Origin of the sequence: Microbacterium sp. A8/3-1 (assembly GCF_040267695.1) — a bacterium.
GTDB lineage: Bacteria > Actinomycetota > Actinomycetes > Actinomycetales > Microbacteriaceae > Microbacterium > Microbacterium luteolum.
This window is the reverse complement of sequence record NZ_CP158357.1, coordinates 3,942,545-3,962,136: the sequence shown is the minus strand read 5'-3', so window position 1 is coordinate 3,962,136 and position 19,592 is coordinate 3,942,545. Positions and strand designations below refer to the sequence as shown.

The window sequence follows — 19,592 nt, the reverse complement described above, 5'->3', positions numbered from 1 at the left end:
CGCTGGCAGGATATCGGTGTGAGCGAGAACCTGACGATCGACGATGCGGCGACCAGATGGTCGTCCGCCGACAGAGGGCGGATGCCGCTGCTGGTGCTGCTGCACGGCTACGGCGCCGACGAGCACGACCTGTTCGGCCTCGTCCCCTACCTCCCGGCGGGCATCGCCGTGGCATCCGTCGCCGCCCCGCTGGCGCCGCCGTGGCCGATGCCGGGGCGCTCCTGGTATCCGATCGAGGGCCTGGACGGACGCAGCCCCGACGCGGTGACCGCAGCCGCCGACGCCTTCCTGCGCTGGCTCGACGCCGTGGCCGGCGACGCACCGTCGGTCGCGCTGCTCGGCTTCTCCCAGGGGGCCGCTGTCGCATTGCAGGCCCTCCGTCTCGAACCGGGACGCTTCGGCGCGATCGTGGCACTGAGCGGCTACGCCTCGCCGGGCGATCTGCCGCACGACGAGGAGCTGCGCGAACTCCGGCCGGCGGTGTTCTGGGGCCGAGGAACGAACGACGACGTCATCCCGCCCGCGCTGATCGACCACACCGCGCAGTGGCTGCCCGACCACTCCGAGCTCTCCGGCCGGGTCTACACGGGCCTCACGCACAGCATCTCCGAGGAGGAGCTCGCCGATGTGCGCCTTTTCCTCACGAAGTGGCTCGACGGGATCGAAACGCCCTGATCACGGCGTCGGGCGGCCGTCGTCGCTCGCAGGGTCTTCCGGGTCCGCCGCCGTACCGGGCTTCGTGTTCGGGCGCGCGCTGAACGCGATGGCGAACGTGACCCCGATCGCCACCCCGATGCCGAGGCCGAGGCCCCAGTTCTCCAGGGCGACACCGAGCGAGACGCCGATGCCCACGCCGAGCGCCAGTCCGATGCCGACGCCTTCCAGTGATCGCGGAGGGCTGCTGCGCCCGTCTTCTTCCATGCGCTCACGGTACGGCGACGGGCCTCACGCCACATCCCCCGCACGACGGACCCGCGACACGCCCGGGGTTGCGCGTCGCGACACGCCCGGGTATCGTCGATCCGTCCTGTCCGCCGTGTCTGGAAGTCCTTTGATCTGATCCGTCGCCTCCGCGCTCCTCTTTTCGCGCGCTGACCCGACGACCCTTCGACAGGCTCAGGGATCCATCCCGTTCAGGGACCATTCCTTCAGGGACCATCCCGTTCCGGGATCCTCCCGCCTCTCCAGGACATTCCGCCTCCGCTCCGACCCCTCGCGGGTCGCGACCGAGGTCCGGTGTCAGTGCACCCTCGCACTCGACAGGAGACATCCCCATGTCACAACCCACCCTTCACGCGTCGGTCACTCTCGACCGGCTCACCCTCACCTGGCCGGACGGCTCGACAGCGCTCGACGGCCTCTCCGGCGCCTTCGGCTCTGGACGCACCGGACTCGTCGGCCGCAACGGCGCAGGCAAGTCGACGCTGCTGCGTCTGATGGCCGGCGAACTCGAACCGACATCGGGCGTCGTCGCGGCATCCGGCGAGGTCGCGTACCTCCCGCAGCAGCTGACGCTCGACGTCGATCGCCGTGTCGCGGAGCTCCTCGGTGTGTCCGAGGCACTCGACGCGGTGCGCGCGATCAGCGCCGGCGATGTCGACCCGGCGCACTTCGACGCGGTCGGCGACGACTGGGACATCGAGGCGCGCGCCGAGGCGTCTCTCGCCGAAGCGGGCCTCGCCCCGGACTTCCTCGACCGCACGGTCGGCGAGCTCTCGGGCGGCGAGGCGGTGCTGGTGGCGATCGCCGGCATCCGCCTGCGTCGTGCGCCGATCACGCTCCTCGACGAGCCGACCAACAACCTCGACCGCGACGCCAGGGCGAAGCTGGGTGCGATGGTGCAGGGCTGGAAGGGCACGCTCATCGTGGTCAGTCACGACCTGTCGCTGCTCGAGCTCATGGACGACACCGCCGAGCTCTACGCCCAGACCCTGAGCGTCTTCGGAGGCCCGTACTCCGAATGGCGCGCCTGGCTGGACGACGAGCAGGATGCCGCGAAGCAGGCCGAGGTCACCGCAGCGCAGGCGTTCCGCAAGGAGAAGCGCCAGCGCATCGAGGCCGAGGTGAAGCTGTCGCACCGCGCTCGCACGGCGAAGAAGGCCGAGATCGAGAAGCGCGTGCCGAAGATCGTCGCGCACGGTCGCAAGATGGCGGCCGAGGTGTCGGCGGGAAGGCTGCGCACCGAGGTCGGAGCCAAGGAGGATGCCGCACGCTCCGCCCTCGATGAGGCCGGACACCGCGTGCGCTCGGACGCGTCGATGAAGATCGAGCTGCCCGATCCACAGGTCTCCCGGTCGCGACGGATCGCGACACTGGCCGACGAGGAGCGGGCGTGGGTCATCCAGGGCCCGGAGCGGGTGGCGCTGATCGGGCCGAACGGGGCCGGGAAGACCACGCTGCTGGAGCGGCTGGTCGCCGGCGCCGCGCTCGAGGCCGGTCACAATTCAGCAAGAACGGAGGATGCGGAGCCGGACGCCCGCGCCGATACGCGGAACCCGCCGGAATCCGACGAGGATGTGCTGAATACTGCACCGCGTCTCGTCGCAACGGCCTCGACCGACCGGATCGGCTACCTGCCGCAGCGGGTCGACGGCCTGGACGAGAACCGCTCGGTGTTCGAGAACATCGCGCTCGCCGCGCCTCAGGTGCCCGAGAAGGAGCTGCGCAACCGGCTCGCCCGGTTCCTGATCCGCGGGGCGACGGCCGATCGCCCGGTGTCGGCGCTCTCCGGCGGCGAGCGCTTCCGCGTCGCGTTGTCGAAGCTGCTGCTCTCGGATCCGCCGCCGCACCTCGTGGTGCTCGACGAGCCGACGAACAACCTCGACATCGACACGGTCGACCAGCTCGTCGAGGCGCTGCGCGCCTACCGCGGGGCCGTGCTCGTCGTGAGCCACGACGACGCGTTCCTCGCGCGGCTCGACCTCGATCTCACGCTCGAGATCGAGGCCGGCGGCACCCTGCGGGAGGTCTAGCGCAACGGAGCCACCCACCACGGCACGACGCCCACTCCGACCGGCCGGAGCGTGCCGTCCTCGTCCAGCACGAGCAGGGTGTTCGGGAACCAGGAATCGGGGGCGGGGGCGATCACCGCCGTCGTCCCCGATGGTCCGGTGACGGCGCGCACGGCATCCGCTCCCATCTCGACGGTGTCGACGATGCGGCCGGTGGCGATCTCGACGCTGCTGAGCAGGGTCTTCTCGGCGTTCACCGACTCCCGATGCTGCACGAGCACGAACCCGGAGCCGGATGCCGCCGGAGCCGGGATGTCCTCTCCCGTCATCCGGCTCGCCGCCTCGAGGAGAGCCTCGATGTCGTCGGGGTCGACGCCGGTGAAGTCGCCCTCGAGGAACTGGCCGGTGTCGAGCATCACGCCGAGCTGCGGCTCCACACCCGTCTCGGGAAGGATCTCCGCGTCGACCAGTTCCGTGCGGCGGATGGTCTGCTGGTCGGACGAGGCGATCACCAGGGCGTCTCGGCTCACCGCCTCGGAGAGCTGCTCGATCGTGAAGGTCGTGCCGTCGGGAGCCATGGCCTCGTCGACGAGGCGCGTGAGCGCGGAGGTGTCGAGGAACGCCGAGGAGCTCAGCGTGCCCTGCCAGCGGCTCGCCACCGCGGGATCCGCCGGCTGTGCCTCCACCCCGCCCACCGGGATCTGCACGAATCCCCCGGTCGCACTGAGTGCGACGACGGCGTTCGCCTCCGCGTCGTAGCCGTAGGCCGACGCGGAGAGCACCGCGTCGGCGCCGAGCCCGGCGATGCCGGTGCCCTGCGCCTCGATCGCCCCCGTCGCCGCGTCGAGGATCACGAGGCCCTCGTCGGTGCCGACGTAGACCCGCGACGAGTCGCCGGCCAGGGTGGCCGCCTCGCTCGCGAGCTCCGCGTTCAGCCGCTGGTCCCACAGTGCCTTGCCGTCGCTGAGGCGGATCGCCGTCGCCCTGGTCTGGAAGATGGGCTCGAACATGCCGGGACGGGACGTGTCGGCGTAGACCACGACCGCCACGTCCTGCTCGTCGATGCTGATGACCGCGGACCCCGGCAGGATCTCGACATCGCGGGTCGGCGGCGTGGAGATCCAGGCGACCAGGGCGATCACCCCTCCGATGAGGGCCGGCGCCAGGAAGAAGCCGAGGAACCGCAGTCGGATGCGCCGGCGCACCTTCCGCGGATCACGCGGGCCTCGCGTCGGCAGCGACGTCGACTGCAGCGGCAGGACCGGGGTGCCGTTCAACACATACCCTCGCGACTCGTTGGTGTTCATGCCGCCAGGATCCCGTGGCGCACGGATCTCCCGATCACGGGTTTGTGCCGCGCGCGCTTCAACGGACCCTCCCTCTATAGGCTGGCGGACATGAGTGCGCCTGCCGAGCTCACGCCTGTGAGCCCCGACGTCGATGCGGTGGTCGCGCTGTATCCGCGGGCCCAGGTGATCGCGCAGGCCTGGCAGGAGCTGGGCGACGGCGTCGCCCCGTTCAGCAACGGATCGGGCCGCCCGCTGGCGCGCACGATGAAGCTGATCCTCGACCCGCTGGTGATCCGTCCGGTGCAGAATCCCGGGCTCGCCGGCGGCACGCTGACCGCTGAGGCCGCCGACGAGCTCCGGGACCGCATCCGCGCCGCCAGGGTCGAGCTGGCCGCGGCATCCGCCTGGTTCCTGGAGCTCAAGGCCGCCAGGCGGCGCCTGCGCATCACCGACGGCAACCCGCAGGAGAAGTACTTCCAGCGCTGCTACGAGCTCGCCCGCAACGCGGGGGCCCCGAACGCGGATGCGGATGCCGTGGCCCTCGAGGTCGTGTCCGAGATCGCACAGGCGTCCGGAGACTCGCTGCTCGCGCAGGTGCGGCAGCTGCTGCGCGACGAGGAGCAGACACCGCGCCTGGCCGCCGAGCTCGCACAGGCCTGGGCATCGCGTCCGGTTCCGCCGATGCGCCGCGTCCCCGACGACGCGATCGCGGGCGCGCTGGACGACTGCACCGGTGACGGCTACGGCGGACGCTTCGCCGCTCTGGTCGACGCGGATGCCGGGTCGGCGGCCGCCGCCGCGCTCGACGACGACGGCGCGGCCCGGGCGCTGGGCCTGACACGGAACCCCGCGCCGCCGCTGCCGCCGCTGGGCGGGACCGCGTCGAAGCGCGATCTTCCACTCCCCTTCGACCGCTCGATCTTCGAGCGGCTGTTCGCCGCGCTCGCCGGCGGTGCTGCACCCGATCTGGCCGTCGACGCCCGCGGACTCGTCGAAGAGGAGATCCTCCGTTCGGCGCGCGCGTGGGAGCTCGGCGAGGAGGAGAGCCGCGTGGCGATGGTGCTCGGCGTCGAGGCGAGTCGTGGGCTCGATCCCGCGGAGGCCGGCGAGGCACAGCAGGCGACGGCGGCGCACCGGCGACTCGCCGCACGCTGGCGACGTGAGGCCTATGTGCGGCGCGCGCTGCGGCTGCCGGTCGAGTTCAGCGGGGTGCCGGCATCCGTCGTCGCCGACATCCGCGACGTGCGCCGCGGCTATCTGCGCCGGCTCTGGGTGCGGCTGCACGGCCGCGAGCTCCGCGAGCAGGCGATCGCGGCGGGCGATCTGTGGGATCTGCTCGACGGCGTGCTCCGCTCGGTCGTGATGGATCAGCGTCAGCGGCTGAAGGTCGCGATGGGCCGCGGAGCACTCGAGAGCACCGGAACGGAGGCGGCATGAGCACGCTGATCCGGGTGCGCGACGGGGTCGCACACGTCTCGTCCGGCGTGGCCGCAGCCGAGGACCCGTCGTTCCTGACGGCCGTCGTCGAGGGCGCCGGCGCGCTGCTGCACTGGGACGCGACCGCAGGAGCACAGCGGCCGGACGCGGACATCCATGACATCGACGCGGCGGCCGGATGGCTCGCCGACGTCTACGGTCCGGCCGTGGCCGCTGCCGCGCGGACCGGCGCGGAGGCGGTCGTCGAGATCGCGGCACCCGAAACCGGCATCGTCGAGGCGGTGCTCCGACTCGGGCACCTGACCTGGGCGCGCGCGTGGTGGCCGGCAAGCGCCCGGATCGCGGCCCTCGACCCCGCCCTGCTCGCCGCCGAGATCGCGCTCACGAGCCACGCGGTCTCGCATCTCCTCGACGACGAGGAAGCCGTCGAGCACGCCCTGCGGGACGCGGTCGATGCCGCCTCCGCCCTCGCGGCACTGCCGCTGCCCCTCGCTGCCGACGGTGCGGCTGTATCGACCGCTCTGGCTGAGTTGGCCGAGGACCACGGCGTCGCCCTCCGCCCCGTGACGACCGCCCAGGAGGCGATGATCGCCCGGGAGGAATGGGCGCTCGCCGCCGGCGGTACAGGCCCCTCCGCGGCCGGGATCGAGCTCGCCAGCGGGACGGCTCCCGTGCGCTGGGCCGACGTCCCCGCCCAGTCGATCGACGCCGAGGGCGAGGCGCGCTGGTCGCTGCGGCAGCACGACGGCCGCACGACGCTGCACGTCGAGGTCCCGGCCGTCGACGCCGAAGGCGCGGCGACGACGCTCGAGGCCCGGTTCGGACCGTCGGATTCCGCGGTCGACCTCGCTCTCGAACGCGCTGGCGCCGGATTCACCGGCGAGGCCGGCGTGCCGGCATCCGTCGCCTTCCTCCCCCCGGGCGCACGCACGCTCTGGGTCCACGATCCGGTGCTGGCGCCGTCGCCGGGAGCGCCGGAGAGCGCCGAGGCCCGCGAGCGAGTGATCCGGTTCGCCGCCGATCGCCTCAAATCTCCGAGCGCATCGCTCGCAGAGCGCAGCGCAGGGGCGAGCCGGTGAGCGACGAGGAGGCCAGGCCGCCGAGCGCGATCCGCGGGCGCCTTCCGGCGACGGCCCGCTGGAAGGCCGGGCGCGACATCAACAACGCGGCCGCGATGCTGCTGCACGAGGGGCGTGTCAACGAAGGGGCCGTGAAGCTGCGCGAAGCGGTGGCGCTCACGCGCGTGGATGACATCGACGGCGAGGGGCTCGACCTCCGCGCGCGAGCCCTGTTGAATCTGGCCTCCGCCCACGAGTTCGGCGGGGACCTCGACGGCGCCCTCCGCCTCACCGACGAGGGGCTCGATGCCGCGGCGCAGACCATCGCCCTCATCGGCGATGAACGTGCGACCCGCACCGTGCAGATCAACGGGATGCTGTCGCGCGCGCAGACCCTGACGCTCATGGACCGGCTCGACGATGCGCTCGACGGCATCGCCGACGCCGAGGCGCTGCTCGACGATCCTGCCGGAGACGAGGTCGACCAGCGCGACCTGCTCGCCTTCGCGGTGCACAACGCCCGCACCGCGGCGCTGATCATGACCGGGCGCCTGCAGGAGGCCGAGGACGAGGCGAAGCGCGGCCTGGCCATCGCCGTGACGGTCGGCCCCGAGCTGTCGGGACACGCGTACGCGAACCTCGGCGTGATCGCCCAGCGCACCGGCGACGATGCCGCCGCGCGGGAGTATCTGCAGCTCGCGCAGCACGCCCAGCAGCTCGGCGGCGACGCCACCGGCCGGCAGCTCGCGGTCGAGAACCTCGCGCGGGAGGCGATGCAGGCGGGTCGGCACCGCGAGGCCGAAGACGGATTCCGGAAGGCCGCAGAGCTCGCCGGACGGATCGGACTGAAGACGCGCCTCGCCGCCAGCCGCACCGGTCTCGCCGCCGTGCAGCTGCAGGCCGGTCGCGCCGGCGCGGCGGCCAAGACCCTGCGCGTCCTGCTGACCGACCTCGGACAGGATGCCGCGGTGCACGAGCGACTCGAGGCGCAGGCGTTCCTGGGCGACGCCGAGTCGGCACGACACCGGTATCCGGCGGCCGACGAGGCCTACCGGGCGGCCCTCGACCTCACCCGTTCCGCGAGCGAGCGGGCGCGGGTGAATCTGCGTCGCGCCGAGATGCACGCCGAGTGGGCCGCCATGTCGTTCACCCCGCGGTCGCGGATGCAGCGCCTGGAGAAGGCGCGGGATCTGGCCATCCCCGTCCTGCTCGTCACCGAAGCGCTCCGCGACGGCTTCGCCCCCGGCGGCACGCGCGAACGCTGGAGCCTGCAGGTCGCGGCGCCCGCGCGCGAGCTGGCGTTCCGGCTGGCGCGCACGCTCGGGGACGCCGCGCTGCTGTTCGAGCTCGTGGAGAACGCGGCCGCCGCTGTCACGCTGCAGGCGGTCGCCGAGTCCGCCGACACCGCGCTCTCCGCCGGCGCACTGCTGCCCTTCCCGATCCCTGAGCCCCCGTCGGCCCCCGACGCGCCTTCCGGCGACCTCGACGAGCTGCCCGCCGCGGCCGCCGGGCTGACAGGCGGCGCGTCGGCGACGGCATCCGTCCGGTTCGCCCCGCCGCCGCGCGTCGTCGCGATGCCGGGGGCAGCTCCCGTGCTCGACGCCTGGATCGACGCGGCGGAGGCCGAGTACGGTCTGACGCTGCGCTCAGCGACGATGGTGGCGGCGTGGTGAGCGGCAACTGGCGCGATATCCCGCAGCTGGGCGCTCCGATGCCGATGACGCGGACCGACGGCGATGCCGTGCTGACCGATCTGCCTCCCGGCGTCCGTCCGACCGCCCGGCTGCGCTACATCGACGCCGACGACCTCCTCGTGAGCTGGGTGTGGGAGCACCAGCGCAGCTCGCCACGGATGACGATCGTCCCGCGCGCGCATGTCGCACCCGTCATGGACGAGCTCGCGCAGGCGTTGCCCTCCCCGCTCCCGGGCGAGAGCGGGCTTCAGGCGCTGCAGCGCGCACTCACGGATGGTGCGCTGCTCGATCCCGAGCGCGAGCTGGCCCTCGCCGCGCTCCTGACCTCCGTGCTGGTCCCGCAGTGGCTGGGCTCCGAGCTGAACGCGCTCGAGCAGGCGGGAAGGCGGCCGCATCTCCGCATTCAGCTGTCGCCGTCGACCGCCCAGGTTCCGTGGGAGCTGATCAGCACCGCGGGCGATGAGCGCGGCATCGACATGGCCGACGTCTCGGTGCTCCTGCCCGCGACCCTGCGGAACGACGCTTCGAGGGCGGTGTCACCGTGGTCGGCTTCGTCGGCCGTGGCGGCCGTGCTGGATCCGGTGGTTCCCGGCTTCTCGTCGACCGGCGAGCTGGGGAGCGTGCTGGGTCCCGTGTCCGCGGGGTCGCCACTGGCGCGGGCGATCGCCGACCTCGGACCCCGGCGGGTGCCGTTCGGCGAGGCCTTCCGCCGGGCGGACATCGGCCGGCTCGCTCTCGCGGATGCCGTGGTCGATGCGGGGAGACTCCTCTACGTCGGGCACGTCACCGCCTCGACGCACGCCCTGGACGCACGGCTGCATCTGTCGGACGGCGCGGATGCCCCGGGCACCACCCCGATCATCGGAGCGCATCGGCCGTACTCCGCCGCCGAGATCGCGCTGGGCGGAGCAGGTCTCGCACCTCTCCGCGCACCGAACCGGGTGGCACTGATCGCGTGCGACTCGGGGACCGACCTGCGCTTCGCCGAGCCGACCGGACTCGTGGCCGCCTTCCTGCACCGCGGCGCCGAGTACGTGACCGCCACACGATGGACGCTGCCCACGGAGGCGGGGCTGCGCCGTCTCGTGCCGGGTCTCGGCGATCACGCCGAGGGAATGCTGACCGAGGCGATCGTCGCCGTGAACGCAGCGCACGAGCAGGACGACCCGATCAGTGCGCTCGGAGCCTGGCAGCGAGAGCGGCGGGAACTCTGGACCTCGACCGGCGACCCTCGTCACTCGCCGATCATCTGGGCCGCGTTCGCGACCGCGTGGGCCCCGGCACCGGCACGGCTCTGACGGCAGTTCTCACACCCGTCTCGATCTCATCGCCTTCGTGTGGGCGAGCGCGGGGTCGGCGGCGAGCAGCTCGTACTGCTCGGATTCGCGTGGCACGAGCGCCACGCGGCCTTCGGCGTCATGATGGATGCCCCAGCCGTAGCGCTTGCCGAGGGGCGAGGAGCGCAGACACGGCTGCCCCTTCGAGAAGAACTCCTCGCGTGCCGCGGCGTCGTCGACGGCGATGCCCCGCCGGCGTGCATGCGTCTCGAAGATCACGTCGTCGGAGGTGCGGCTGTAGGGCTGTTCCACGATCAGGCGATGATGCAGGGCGGCGATCGACGGCGACTCCGCCAGCGGCGGCTCTTCCGCGTGGTCGGTGGGGCAGTCCTCTGCGACCTCGATGAAGGTCTCGCGATAGTTCGTCGTGTGCGTCGCCATGGCCTCAGCATCGCGCACAGGTCGGACATCCGTCGAGTGCTCCGTCAATCCCCGCCCCGATGTCGGTGGTCTCGGGGAAGATGGACGGATGGGGGATGTGCTCGAGCGCTTCACTCCGGCCACGCAGGACTGGTTCCGGGGTGCGTTCCCCGCGCCCACGCCCGCGCAGGCCGGCGCCTGGGATGCGATCTCGGCCGGCAAGCACGCGCTCGTCGTCGCACCGACCGGTTCGGGAAAGACCCTGTCGGCCTTCCTCTGGGCGATCGACAGCGTGTTCCGCGAGCGCCTCGACCCTTCGACAGGCTCAGGGACCCAGGAGAAGCCGTCGAAGCCCAAGAAGGATGCCTCGCGCACCCGCATCCTCTACATCTCGCCGTTGAAGGCCCTCGGCGTCGATGTCGAGCGCAACCTCCGCTCGCCGCTGATCGGCATCGGCCAGTCCGCGCGACGCCTCGGCCTGGCCGCTCCGTCGGTCACGGTCGGCGTCCGGTCGGGCGACACCACCTCGAGCGACCGACGCAAGCTCGTCTCCGATCCGCCCGACATCCTCATCACGACCCCCGAATCGCTGTACCTGATGCTCACCAGTCGCGCCGGCGAGACCCTGCGCGACGTGCACACCGTGATCATCGACGAGGTGCACGCGGTCGCGGCGACCAAGCGCGGTGCGCACCTCGCGGTGAGCCTGGAGCGCCTCGACGCCCTGCGCGCCTCGCACGGCAACGAGACGGCGGCGCAGCGTATCGGCCTGTCCGCGACCGTGCGCCCGATCGACGAGGTCGCCCGCTTCCTCGGGGGTTCGGCTCCCGTCGACATCGTCGCCCCTCCGGCTTCCAAGACCTTCGAGCTCTCGGTGGTCGTGCCGATGGACGACATGACCAATCCCCCTCCGCCGCCCGGCCCCTCGACAAGCTCAGGGACTCAGCCGACGGAGGACGCCGAGTACACGGAGGTCACCGGTTCCGTCTGGCCGCACGTCGAAGAGGCGATCGTCGACCGCATCCTGCAGAACAACTCGACGATCGTGTTCTCCAACTCGCGGCGTCTGGCCGAGCGGCTGACCGGCCGCCTCAACGAGATCTACTCCGAGCGCATCGGGGCCGCACTGCCTGCCGCCACGGTCCCTGCCGCGATGATGGCGCAGGCGGGAGCGACCGCCGGCGCCGATCCGGTGCTCGCCAAGGCGCACCACGGATCGGTCTCGAAGGAGCAGCGTGCCCAGGTCGAAGAGGAACTGAAGTCCGGAGTCCTGCGCTGCGTCGTCGCGACGAGCAGCCTCGAACTCGGCATCGACATGGGGGCGGTCGATCTCGTGATCCAGGTCGAGGCGCCGCCGTCCGCGGCATCCGGCCTGCAGCGCGTCGGCCGCGCCGGGCACCAGGTCGGCGAGATCAGCCGCGCGGCTCTGTTCCCCAAACACCGCGGCGACGTGCTGCACACTGCGATCGTCACCGAGCGGATGCTCGCAGGCAGGATCGAGGCGATCCAGGTGCCGCGCAACCCGCTCGACATCCTCGCCCAGCAGACCGTCGCGGCGAGCGCGCTCGGCGCCATCAGCGTCGAGGAGTGGTTCGAGACGGTCCGCCGCTCCGCGCCCTTCCAGTCGCTGCCGCGCTCGGCGTACGAGGCGACGCTCGACCTTCTCGCCGGTCGCTTCCCCTCCGATGAGTTCGCCGAGCTCCGGCCCCGGCTCGTCTGGGACCGCGATGCCGGCACGCTCACCGGGCGGCCGGGGGCACAGCGCATCGCCGTGACGAGCGGCGGCACGATCCCCGACCGCGGCCTCTTCGGCGTCTTCGTCGCGGGTGAGGGCGCCGGCCGCCGCGTCGGCGAGCTCGACGAGGAGATGGTCTACGAGTCGCGGGTCGGCGACGTCTTCACGCTCGGCACCACGAGCTGGCGGATCGCCGAGATCACCCACGACCGCGTCAACGTGATCCCGGCATACGGCCAGCCGGGCAAGGTGCCGTTCTGGCACGGCGACGGCATCGGGCGGCCCTTCGAGCTCGGCGAGGCGCTCGGGAAGTTCTCCCGCGAGGTCGCCGCGGCGACCCCCGAGAAGGCGGCGCAGCGCCTGATCGAGGCCGGCCTCGACGAGCAGGCGCGGACCAACCTCATGGCGCATCTCACCGAGCAGCGCGAGGCGACCGGAACCCTGCCGACCGATCGCACGCTCACCGTCGAGCGCGGACACGACGAGGTCGGCGACTGGCGCGTCATCCTGCATTCGCCCTACGGCATGAAGGTGCACGCACCCTGGGCCCTGGCGATCAACGCCCGCATGCGGGAGCGCCTCGGCGTCGAGGGCTCCGCGGTCGCGAGCGACGACGGCATCATCGTGCGCATCCCGGATGCCGAAGCCGAGCCGCCCGGGGCCGAACTGTTCGTGTTCGACCCCGACGAGCTCGAGGTCCTCGTCACGCAGGAGGTCGGCGGCTCCGCGCTGTTCGCATCCCGCTTCCGCGAGTGCGCGGCGCGCGCCCTGCTGATGCCGCGGACGAACCCGAACCGCCGCAGCCCGCTCTGGCAGCAGCGCCAGCGCTCGGCCCAGCTGCTCGAGGTCGCGCGACGGCATCCGACGTTCCCGGTGATCCTCGAGACGCTCCGCGAGGTGCTGCAGGACGTCTACGACCTCCCGTCGCTGCGCAAGCTCGCGACCTCGATCGCCGACCGGCGCATCCGCCTGGTCGAGACGCAGCCGGGTCAGCCCTCGCCCTACGCCCGCGATCTGCTGTTCGGCTACGTCGGCGCGTTCATGTACGAGGGTGACTCCCCGCTCGCCGAACGCCGGGCCGCGGCGCTCTCGGTCGACCCTGCGCTGCTCGGCGAACTGCTGGGCACGGTCGAGCTGCGGGAGCTCCTCGACCCCGACGTGATCGCGCAGTTCGAGCGCGAGGCGCAGCGCCTCGACCCGGAGCGGCGGGCGCGCGGACTCGAGGGCGTCGCCGATCTCCTGCGCATGCTCGGCCCCCTCGACGCCGAGGAGGTCGCCGCACGCCTCGACCCCGACACCGTCACGTCCTCGGCATCCGCGCTTCTCGACGACCTGGTCTCGGCGCGGCGGGCGATCCCGGTGACGATCGGCGGGGTGAGCCGCGTCGCCGCGATCGAAGACGCCGGACGCCTCCGCGATGCCCTGGGCGCAGCTCTTCCCACCGGCATCCCCGTCGCGTTCCTCGAGCCGATCGCCGACCCGCTCGGCGATCTCGTCGCCCGGCACGCACGCACCCACGGCCCCTTCACGACGGATGCCGTCGCCACCCGGTTCGGCATCGGCTCGGCCGTCGCCCGGCACACCCTCCAGCGTCTCGAGAACTCCGGCCGACTGACGAGCGGCTACTTCCTGCCGGAGGCAGCGGGCTCCGGCTCCGACATCGAATGGTGCGACACCGAGGTGCTGCGGCGGCTGCGCATGCGGTCGCTCGCCGCGATCCGCGGATCGGTCGAGCCGGTCTCCCCCGATGCGTACGCGCGCTTCCTGCCCGACTGGCAGCACCTGGGGCGCCCCCTGGAGGGGCTCGACGGCGTGCTCACCGTAATCGAGCAGTTCGCGGGCGTGCCCATCCCCGCGAGCGCCTGGGAGTCGCTGGTGCTGCCGTCGCGGGTGCGCGACTACTCCCCCACCATGCTCGACGAGCTGACGACGGCCGGCGAGGTGATCTGGTCGGGTCACGGCACGCTTCCCGGACGCGACGGCTGGGTCTCGTTGCACCCGGCCGACCTCGCGCCCTTCACGCTCCCCGAGCCCGATGCCGAGATCGCGACCGACTCTCTGGAGGCGCGCGTCCTCGCCGCGCTCCAGGCGGGCGGGGCGTACTTCGCGAGCCAGCTCAAGGAGATGGCCTCGGCCGAGAACGAGCAGTCCGTGCTCGAAGCCCTGTGGAACCTCACCTGGTCGGGGCATGTCACGAACGACACGTTCGCACCGATCCGCTCCCTGCTCGCCGGCGGCTCCCAGGCGCACAAGGTCACGCGCCGCGCCCCCCGTGCCCGCACCTACCGGGGCATGTCGCTCACCCGCACCGCGCCGCGCCCCACCTCGATCGGCGGCCGCTGGTCGCTGCTGCCGACGATCGAGACGGATGCCGCCCGTCGCGCGACCGTGACCGCCGGACTCCTGCTCGACCGGTACGGCGTCGTCACGCGAGGCGCCGTGCAGTCCGAAGGCGTTCCCGGCGGATTCGCCCAGGCGTACCGGGTGCTCGCCGGCTTCGAGGAGGCCGGCCACTGCCGCCGCGGCTACGTGATCGAGCGGCTGGGCGCGGCGCAGTTCGCGGCATCCGCCACGGTCGACCGCCTGCGCACCTATGCAGGTCTCGCCGATCCGCCTCCGCGCAACGCCGTGACTCTCGCCGCGACAGACCCGGCGAACCCCTACGGAGCCGCACTCGGGTGGCCCAAGCGCGACGAGGTGTCGCACCGGCCGGGGCGCAAGGCCGGCGGTCTGGTCGTGCTCGTCGACGGCGCGCTCGTGCTGTATCTCGAGCGCGGCGGCCGCACCGTGATCTCGTTCACCGACGACGGCGACGTGCTGCGCGCCGCAGCATCCGACCTCGCGGCGACGGCCCGCGCCCGCCGTCTCGATACGCTCACGGTCGAGAAGATCAACGGCGAGGGCGTCTACGGCACGGATCTGGCGCTCGCGCTGCAGGAAGCCGGCTTCGTCGCCACCCCACGCGGTTACACCCTGCGCAAGTCCGTCTGAACCTCGGAGTGGTACCATATCTGGTACGAGAAGGGACCTGACATGGCCATCACCACCAGCGAAGCACGACGAGACCTCTTCGGGCTCATCGAGCGCGTGAACCTCGATCACTCCGAGGTGGAGATCACGTCACGCCGGGGTTCTGCCGTCCTCATGTCGAAGGCCGAGTACGACTCGCTCATCGAGACCACGCACCTCCTTCGGTCTCCCGCGAACGCGAACCGCCTCTTGTCCGCCCTCGCGGCCGCCCGGGCGGGCGACGTCGCGGAGCACGACCTTTCTGAGGCATGAGCCAGCGACTCCTCGTCTGGACCGCCGAGGGGTGGGAGGACTACGTCTACTGGCAGACGCAGGATCGACGCACTCTCAAGCGCATCAACCTGCTCATCGCAGACGTGCTGAGAGACGATCCGCTCGAAGGGATCGGGAAGCCCGAGCCGCTGAAGCACGTGCTGGCAGGGGCCTGGTCGCGGCGCATAGACGAGACGAACCGACTCGTGTACACCGCGACGGATCACCACGTCACAGTCCTGCAAGCCCGCTACCACTACTGACGCCTACGCTGAGAGCCATGATCAGAGAGTTCGCCGCCGGCATCCGCACACTCCTGCGCGGGTTCGGCCTGTGGCGCACCCGCCCTGGGCTGATGAACCTCGGACTGATCCCCGCCATCATCACGATCGTCGTCCTCGGTGCCGTGCTGCTGCCCCTGGCCCTCAACATGACCTCGATCTCGGCCTGGATCACGCCCTTCGCCGAGGAGTGGCCGGCGCCGTGGAAGGGCCTGGTCCGCGGTGCGGTCGGCTTCGTGGTGGTCGTCGCGTCCCTCGCCCTGGCCAGCGCCGTGTTCACCGCACTGACCCTGACGATCGGCGACCCGTTCTACCAGCGCATCTGGCACGCGGTCGAGGTCGAACTCGGTGACGCTCCGCCGGAAGACGGCGGCGGCTTCTGGACCACGGTCGCCGAGGGCCTGCGGCTGGTCGTGCTCGGCATCCTGATCGCGATCCTCGTCCTGCTCATCGGCCTCATCCCCGCCGTCGGCGGCTTCCTCGGGCCGGTCGCCGGCGTGGTCCTCACCGGACGACTCCTCGCGCGCGAACTCACCGGCCGCGCCTTCGACGCCCGCGACCTCTCGCCCGCCGACCGCGCAGCCCTGTTCTCGGGCAGCCGGGCCCGCGTGCTCGGGTTCGGGGTCGCGACGCAGCTCTGCTTCCTCACCCCCGGCGGCGCCGTCGTCGTCATGCCGGTCGCGGTCGCCGGCAGCACGATGCTGGCGCGCGACATGCTCGCCCGCACGCCGCTGCCTTCGGGGTCGGACCCTTCGACAAGCTCAGGGACCCAGAACTTGAGTTCAGGGACCCAGAACTCGAGCCTGGGGACCCAGGCTTCGGGCTCAGGGACCCCGGCCACCGGCTCAGGGACGCACTCTCTTCCGCCCCGCACGGGAGCGGTCTGATGCCGGAGGGCGACACCGTCTTCCGCACGGCGCGGCGCCTCGACGACGCGCTGGCCGGCGGCGAGGTCACGCGCTTCGATCTGCGCGTGCCCCGGTTCGCGACGCTCGATCTCACCGGTCAGCCCGTCCACGGCGCGGTGTCGCGCGGGAAGCATCTCCTCCTGCGCATCGGCGACAGCACACTGCATTCCCATCTGCGCATGGACGGCGCCTGGTTCGTCTATCGTCCGGGTGAGAAGTGGCGGCATCCGGCGTTCAAGGTCAGGGCGATCGTCGGCACGGCCGAGCGCGAAGCCGTCGGCGTGGACATCGCCGAGATCGAGGTCGTGCCGACCCGAGACGAGAGCGAGCTCGTCGGATATCTGGGACCCGATCCCCTCGCCGACGACTGGGACATGCCCGAGGCCGTCCGCCGCCTCGGCGCCGACACGCGCAGCATCCACGTCGCCCTCCTCGACCAGCGCAACGTCGCAGGGTTCGGCAACGAATACGCCGCGGAACTCCTGTTCCTGCGCGGAATCCTGCCGACCACTCCGACACCGGAGGTCGACGTCACCGCCCTCCTCTCTCTCGGCGTCCGCACGATCCGCGCCAATCGCGATCGCCCCTCCCGCACGTTCACCGGGATCGATCGTCCCGGCCAGGCCGCCTGGGTGTACGGACGGTCCGGCCGCCCCTGCCGACGCTGCGGAACGAGAATCCTGCGCGGCGAGCTCGGCGCCGATCCCACCCCAGAACGTGTCACGTTCTGGTGCCCCTCCTGCCAGCGGTGAACCCCACCGCCTGACCCCCTCGAACGACATCCATCCGCGGGAATGAATCCGCGCCTCCAGTGGTTGTTGATATATCCGGGGAAACTCCGGAACACGGGAGGAATCGTGGGCAAGAACTACGTCGACATCGAGAACGACCAGGGAGCGACGCTGCGGTACCGCAAGCACGCCAACGGTCGCGGTCTCGTCGCGCATGGAGCCAAGGTGCACCCGAAGGCGCACATCGAGGCCGGCGCGTACATCGAACCCGGAGCGCGCATCGGCGCGGGAGCGACCATCGCTCGTGGCGCATGGATCGAACCGGATGCCGTCATCGGCGAGGGTGCGCACATCGAAGCGCACGCGCACATCGGTCAGGGTGCCGCCGTCGGCGACAACGCACACGTCGGTGTCCGCACCGAGGTCGGACCCGGAGCGCGCATCGTCCGCGGCGCGCGGATCGGCGACGACGAGACGGTCGCCGCAGGGCTCACCGTCGCGACGACCTCGAAGGGCCTCTGGCTCGCCGCCTGAGCGCGCGAACACAGCCGCCGGCTCTCAGAGCAGGCGGCGCTCCGACGCCCACACGGTGAGCTCGTGCCGTGATGAGAGCTGCAGCTTGCGCAGCACCGACGACACGTGCGTCTCGACCGTCTTGATCGAGATGAACAGCTCCGCGGCGACCTCTTTGTAGGCGTACCCGCGGGCGATGAGCCGCATGACCTCCTGCTCGCGCGCCGAGAGGCGGTCGAGCTCATCGGTCGCGGTGGCGATCTCGCCGGCGACGGCGCCGAACGCATCGAGCACGAAACCGGCGAGCCGCGGCGAGAACACCGCGTCGCCGCCGGCCACCGCATGCACGGCACCGCTCACCTCGGCGCCCGACGAGCCCTTCGTGATGTAGCCGCGCGCTCCGGCACGGATGACACGCACGACGTCGGCCGCGGCATCCGACACGCTCAACGCCAGGAAGCGCGACGACGTCGGCATCGCGCCGCGGATCACGGACTCCCCGCCGGTCGAGTCGTCGCCGCCTCCGCCCGGAAGGTGCACGTCCAGCAGCACGACGTCGGGCTGCGTCTCACGGATGACCGCGATCGCCGAGGGCACATCGGCAGCCTCTCCGACCACGTCGACGCTCGCATCGAGGTCGGCACGGAGCCCCGAGCGGAAGATCGAATGGTCGTCGACGATCACGATCCGGATGCTGTCAGCCACGCTCGTCCTCCTCGCTCTGCGACGGGCTCGCCGGCTGCGGGGTCGATCCGCCGCGTGGCCCCGTCGTGATGCGCAGGTGCACCTCGGTCCCGTTCTCGTCGCTGCGCAGCGTGCCGGAGCCGCCGGCGCGTCGCATCCGTCCGATGATCGACTCGCGCACGCCCAGTCGGTCGCTCGGCACGTCGTCGAGACGGAATCCGGTGCCGCGATCCCGGACGAACACGTCGACGCCGGTCGCGCTGCCCTCGATGTACACCGAGATCTCCCCCTCGGCATGCCGTGCGGCGTTCAGCATCGCCTCGCGGGCGGCCGCGGCGAGTTCGCCGCTCGCGCGCTCCGTGGACAGCCCGGCCGACACGACGTCGATCCTCACCGGGTAGTCGAGCTCCAGGCCTCCGGCGTAGTCGCGCAGGTCCGTCGCCAGGTCGCTGTCGGCCGGGGCATCGCCGTCGTAGAGCCAGGCGCGCAGTTCGCGCTCCTGGGCTCTCGCCAGACGAGCCGCCTCGCTCGACGCCCCCGCTCTGTTCTGGATCAGCGCGAGAGTCTGCAGCACCGAGTCGTGCAGATGCGCGGCCATCTCGCTGCGCTGTTCCTCGCGGATGCGACGGACGCGTTCTCCGGCCAGCTCCCGCCAGCGCGAGATCAGCGTCGAGGAGATGACGGCGAGGAGCCCGGCGAGCGGGATGAGCACGAGGGCGACGCTGCCGACCGGCCTCGTGAGGAGCAGACCGAACGTCACCGCGAGGAGCAGGATCGACAGGATGCGGAGGATCGTCGTGTGCCGCGGGCCTCTGGCCGTGTCGGTGCGGTCGATCAGGGTGGCCCAGAGCCCCGCACCAGCGGCGAGCGCGACGGTCGCGCAAACCGCCATGGCAGAGGAAACCACCACGACAGCGGCATCCGACGGCATCTCTGCGCGGACGTCATCAGCGCTGTGGCCCCCGAGAGCGACGAGCAGCACACCGAGCACCGCGGGGGCGAGCAGCAGCCAGGCGACCGGCATCCGTCTCGTCGGCGTGCTGTCCCCCTCCGCCCATGGCGTGAACGTCCAGCACCAGGCGTAGAGCAGGACGCCGGCACCCCCGCACATCGCGAGCGCGAGGAACAACCCGCGCACCATCCACACGGGAACGCCCAGGTGACGGGCGAGGCCGGCGCTCACACCGGAGACCAGGCAGTCGCGATCCCGCGTCAGCGGAGGCCGCGGCGGTCGCTCAGGCACCGCGACGCGAGAGGGTCGCGCGGGGGCGGGCGCTGAAGAGGACATGTCGACATCCAACCATCCGGGCCGCTCATCCGGGGCCTCCCCCG

At 71.9% G+C, this 19,592-nt stretch carries 17 protein-coding genes; 12 read left to right on the top strand and 5 right to left on the bottom strand.

Features of this window, described 5'->3' with window-relative positions; translation table 11 throughout:
• Positions 1-18: 18 nt before the first annotated feature.
• Positions 19-675, top strand: a complete 657-nt coding sequence (locus ABS642_RS19295; protein WP_350351413.1) for an alpha/beta fold hydrolase — start codon at positions 19-21, stop codon at positions 673-675.
• Here the strand turns inward: ABS642_RS19295 and ABS642_RS19290 are convergent, their stop codons facing one another.
• A complete protein-coding gene (locus ABS642_RS19290; RefSeq protein WP_350351412.1) occupies positions 676-921 on the bottom strand; it encodes a hypothetical protein in 246 nt (81 codons plus the stop codon).
• A gap of 353 nt (positions 922-1,274) precedes the next feature.
• On the opposite strand from ABS642_RS19290, the gene ABS642_RS19285 reads away from it, so the two are divergent.
• Positions 1,275-2,972: an ABC-F family ATP-binding cassette domain-containing protein gene (locus ABS642_RS19285; RefSeq protein WP_350351411.1), complete on the top strand. Its 1,698-nt coding sequence runs from the start codon at positions 1,275-1,277 to the stop codon at positions 2,970-2,972.
• On the opposite strand, the gene ABS642_RS19280 is transcribed toward ABS642_RS19285, so the two are convergent.
• A complete protein-coding gene (locus tag ABS642_RS19280) occupies positions 2,969-4,258 on the bottom strand; it encodes a PA2928 family protein (RefSeq protein ID WP_350351410.1) in 1,290 nt (429 codons plus the stop codon). The two genes, ABS642_RS19285 and ABS642_RS19280, sit on opposite strands and share 4 nt — an antisense overlap.
• A 90-nt stretch (positions 4,259-4,348) precedes the next feature.
• On the opposite strand from ABS642_RS19280, the gene ABS642_RS19275 reads away from it, so the two are divergent.
• Genes ABS642_RS19275 through ABS642_RS19260 form a run of 4 tightly spaced genes read left to right on the top strand, consistent with a single transcriptional unit; the run spans position 4,349 to position 9,727 of the window.
• Positions 4,349-5,677 carry a hypothetical protein gene (locus ABS642_RS19275; RefSeq protein ID WP_350351409.1) on the top strand — a complete coding sequence of 443 codons (1,329 nt, stop codon included), beginning with the start codon at positions 4,349-4,351 and terminating at the stop codon, positions 5,675-5,677.
• Positions 5,674-6,756, top strand: a complete 1,083-nt coding sequence (locus ABS642_RS19270; protein WP_350351408.1) for a hypothetical protein — start codon at positions 5,674-5,676, stop codon at positions 6,754-6,756. Before ABS642_RS19275 ends, ABS642_RS19270 begins: the two co-directional genes overlap by 4 nt.
• On the top strand, positions 6,753-8,408 hold the full coding sequence (locus ABS642_RS19265; RefSeq protein WP_350351407.1) for a hypothetical protein: 1,656 nt from the start codon (positions 6,753-6,755) through the stop codon (positions 8,406-8,408). The genes ABS642_RS19270 and ABS642_RS19265 overlap by 4 nt, the downstream gene beginning before the upstream one ends.
• Positions 8,402-9,727 carry a CHAT domain-containing protein gene (locus tag ABS642_RS19260; protein WP_350351406.1) on the top strand — a complete coding sequence of 442 codons (1,326 nt, stop codon included), beginning with the start codon at positions 8,402-8,404 and terminating at the stop codon, positions 9,725-9,727. The genes ABS642_RS19265 and ABS642_RS19260 overlap by 7 nt, the downstream gene beginning before the upstream one ends.
• Positions 9,728-9,736: 9 nt before the next feature.
• On the opposite strand, the gene ABS642_RS19255 is transcribed toward ABS642_RS19260, so the two are convergent.
• Entirely contained in the window at positions 9,737-10,147 is a 411-nt protein-coding gene (locus ABS642_RS19255) for a DUF6157 family protein (protein ID WP_350351405.1), read from the bottom strand.
• A gap of 88 nt (positions 10,148-10,235) precedes the next feature.
• On the opposite strand from ABS642_RS19255, the gene ABS642_RS19250 reads away from it, so the two are divergent.
• From ABS642_RS19250 to ABS642_RS19225, 6 genes are all read left to right on the top strand, one after another.
• Positions 10,236-14,852 carry an ATP-dependent helicase gene (locus ABS642_RS19250; RefSeq protein ID WP_350351404.1) on the top strand — a complete coding sequence of 1,539 codons (4,617 nt, stop codon included), beginning with the start codon at positions 10,236-10,238 and terminating at the stop codon, positions 14,850-14,852.
• A 42-nt stretch (positions 14,853-14,894) separates the two neighbouring features.
• Positions 14,895-15,143 (top strand): type II toxin-antitoxin system prevent-host-death family antitoxin, encoded by a 249-nt coding sequence (locus ABS642_RS19245; RefSeq protein ID WP_282216151.1) that lies wholly within the window; start codon positions 14,895-14,897, stop codon positions 15,141-15,143.
• Positions 15,140-15,406, top strand: a complete 267-nt coding sequence (locus tag ABS642_RS19240) for a Txe/YoeB family addiction module toxin (protein ID WP_350351403.1) — start codon at positions 15,140-15,142, stop codon at positions 15,404-15,406. The genes ABS642_RS19245 and ABS642_RS19240 overlap by 4 nt, the downstream gene beginning before the upstream one ends.
• Positions 15,407-15,423: 17 nt before the next feature.
• The gene (locus tag ABS642_RS19235) at positions 15,424-16,311 is read left to right on the top strand and encodes an EI24 domain-containing protein (RefSeq protein ID WP_350351402.1); all 888 of its coding nucleotides are present in this window, start codon (positions 15,424-15,426) and stop codon (positions 16,309-16,311) included.
• Positions 16,311-17,084, top strand: a complete 774-nt coding sequence (locus ABS642_RS19230) for a DNA-formamidopyrimidine glycosylase family protein (RefSeq protein ID WP_350351401.1) — start codon at positions 16,311-16,313, stop codon at positions 17,082-17,084. Before ABS642_RS19235 ends, ABS642_RS19230 begins: the two co-directional genes overlap by 1 nt.
• Positions 17,085-17,189: 105 nt before the next feature.
• Positions 17,190-17,597 (top strand): DapH/DapD/GlmU-related protein, encoded by a 408-nt coding sequence (locus ABS642_RS19225; RefSeq protein ID WP_350351400.1) that lies wholly within the window; start codon positions 17,190-17,192, stop codon positions 17,595-17,597.
• Positions 17,598-17,621: 24 nt separating this feature from the next.
• Here the strand turns inward: ABS642_RS19225 and ABS642_RS19220 are convergent, their stop codons facing one another.
• Together ABS642_RS19220 and ABS642_RS19215 are read right to left on the bottom strand one after the other, a co-directional pair.
• The gene (locus ABS642_RS19220; RefSeq protein ID WP_350351399.1) at positions 17,622-18,281 is read right to left on the bottom strand and encodes a response regulator transcription factor; all 660 of its coding nucleotides are present in this window, start codon (positions 18,279-18,281) and stop codon (positions 17,622-17,624) included.
• Entirely contained in the window at positions 18,274-19,548 is a 1,275-nt protein-coding gene (locus ABS642_RS19215) for a PspC domain-containing protein (RefSeq protein ID WP_350351398.1), read from the bottom strand. Before ABS642_RS19215 ends, ABS642_RS19220 begins: the two co-directional genes overlap by 8 nt.
• Between the last annotated feature and the right edge of the window lie 44 nt (positions 19,549-19,592).

What these genes read in the sequence shown, in the direction of transcription:
- ABS642_RS19290 (WP_350351412.1), bottom strand. Translation starts at nt 921, where the DNA reads ATGGAAGAAGACGGGCGCAGCAGCCCTCCGCGATCACTGGAAGGCGTC.
- ABS642_RS19285 (WP_350351411.1), top strand. Translation starts at nt 1,275, where the DNA reads ATGTCACAACCCACCCTTCACGCGTCGGTCACTCTCGACCGGCTCACC.
- ABS642_RS19280 (WP_350351410.1), bottom strand. Translation starts at nt 4,258, where the DNA reads ATGAACACCAACGAGTCGCGAGGGTATGTGTTGAACGGCACCCCGGTC.
- ABS642_RS19275 (WP_350351409.1), top strand. Translation starts at nt 4,349, where the DNA reads ATGAGTGCGCCTGCCGAGCTCACGCCTGTGAGCCCCGACGTCGATGCG.
- ABS642_RS19270 (WP_350351408.1), top strand. Translation starts at nt 5,674, where the DNA reads ATGAGCACGCTGATCCGGGTGCGCGACGGGGTCGCACACGTCTCGTCC.
- ABS642_RS19255 (WP_350351405.1), bottom strand. Translation starts at nt 10,147, where the DNA reads ATGGCGACGCACACGACGAACTATCGCGAGACCTTCATCGAGGTCGCA.
- ABS642_RS19250 (WP_350351404.1), top strand. Translation starts at nt 10,236, where the DNA reads ATGGGGGATGTGCTCGAGCGCTTCACTCCGGCCACGCAGGACTGGTTC.
- ABS642_RS19245 (WP_282216151.1), top strand. Translation starts at nt 14,895, where the DNA reads ATGGCCATCACCACCAGCGAAGCACGACGAGACCTCTTCGGGCTCATC.
- ABS642_RS19240 (WP_350351403.1), top strand. Translation starts at nt 15,140, where the DNA reads ATGAGCCAGCGACTCCTCGTCTGGACCGCCGAGGGGTGGGAGGACTAC.
- ABS642_RS19235 (WP_350351402.1), top strand. Translation starts at nt 15,424, where the DNA reads ATGATCAGAGAGTTCGCCGCCGGCATCCGCACACTCCTGCGCGGGTTC.
- ABS642_RS19230 (WP_350351401.1), top strand. Translation starts at nt 16,311, where the DNA reads ATGCCGGAGGGCGACACCGTCTTCCGCACGGCGCGGCGCCTCGACGAC.
- ABS642_RS19215 (WP_350351398.1), bottom strand. Translation starts at nt 19,548, where the DNA reads ATGTCCTCTTCAGCGCCCGCCCCCGCGCGACCCTCTCGCGTCGCGGTG.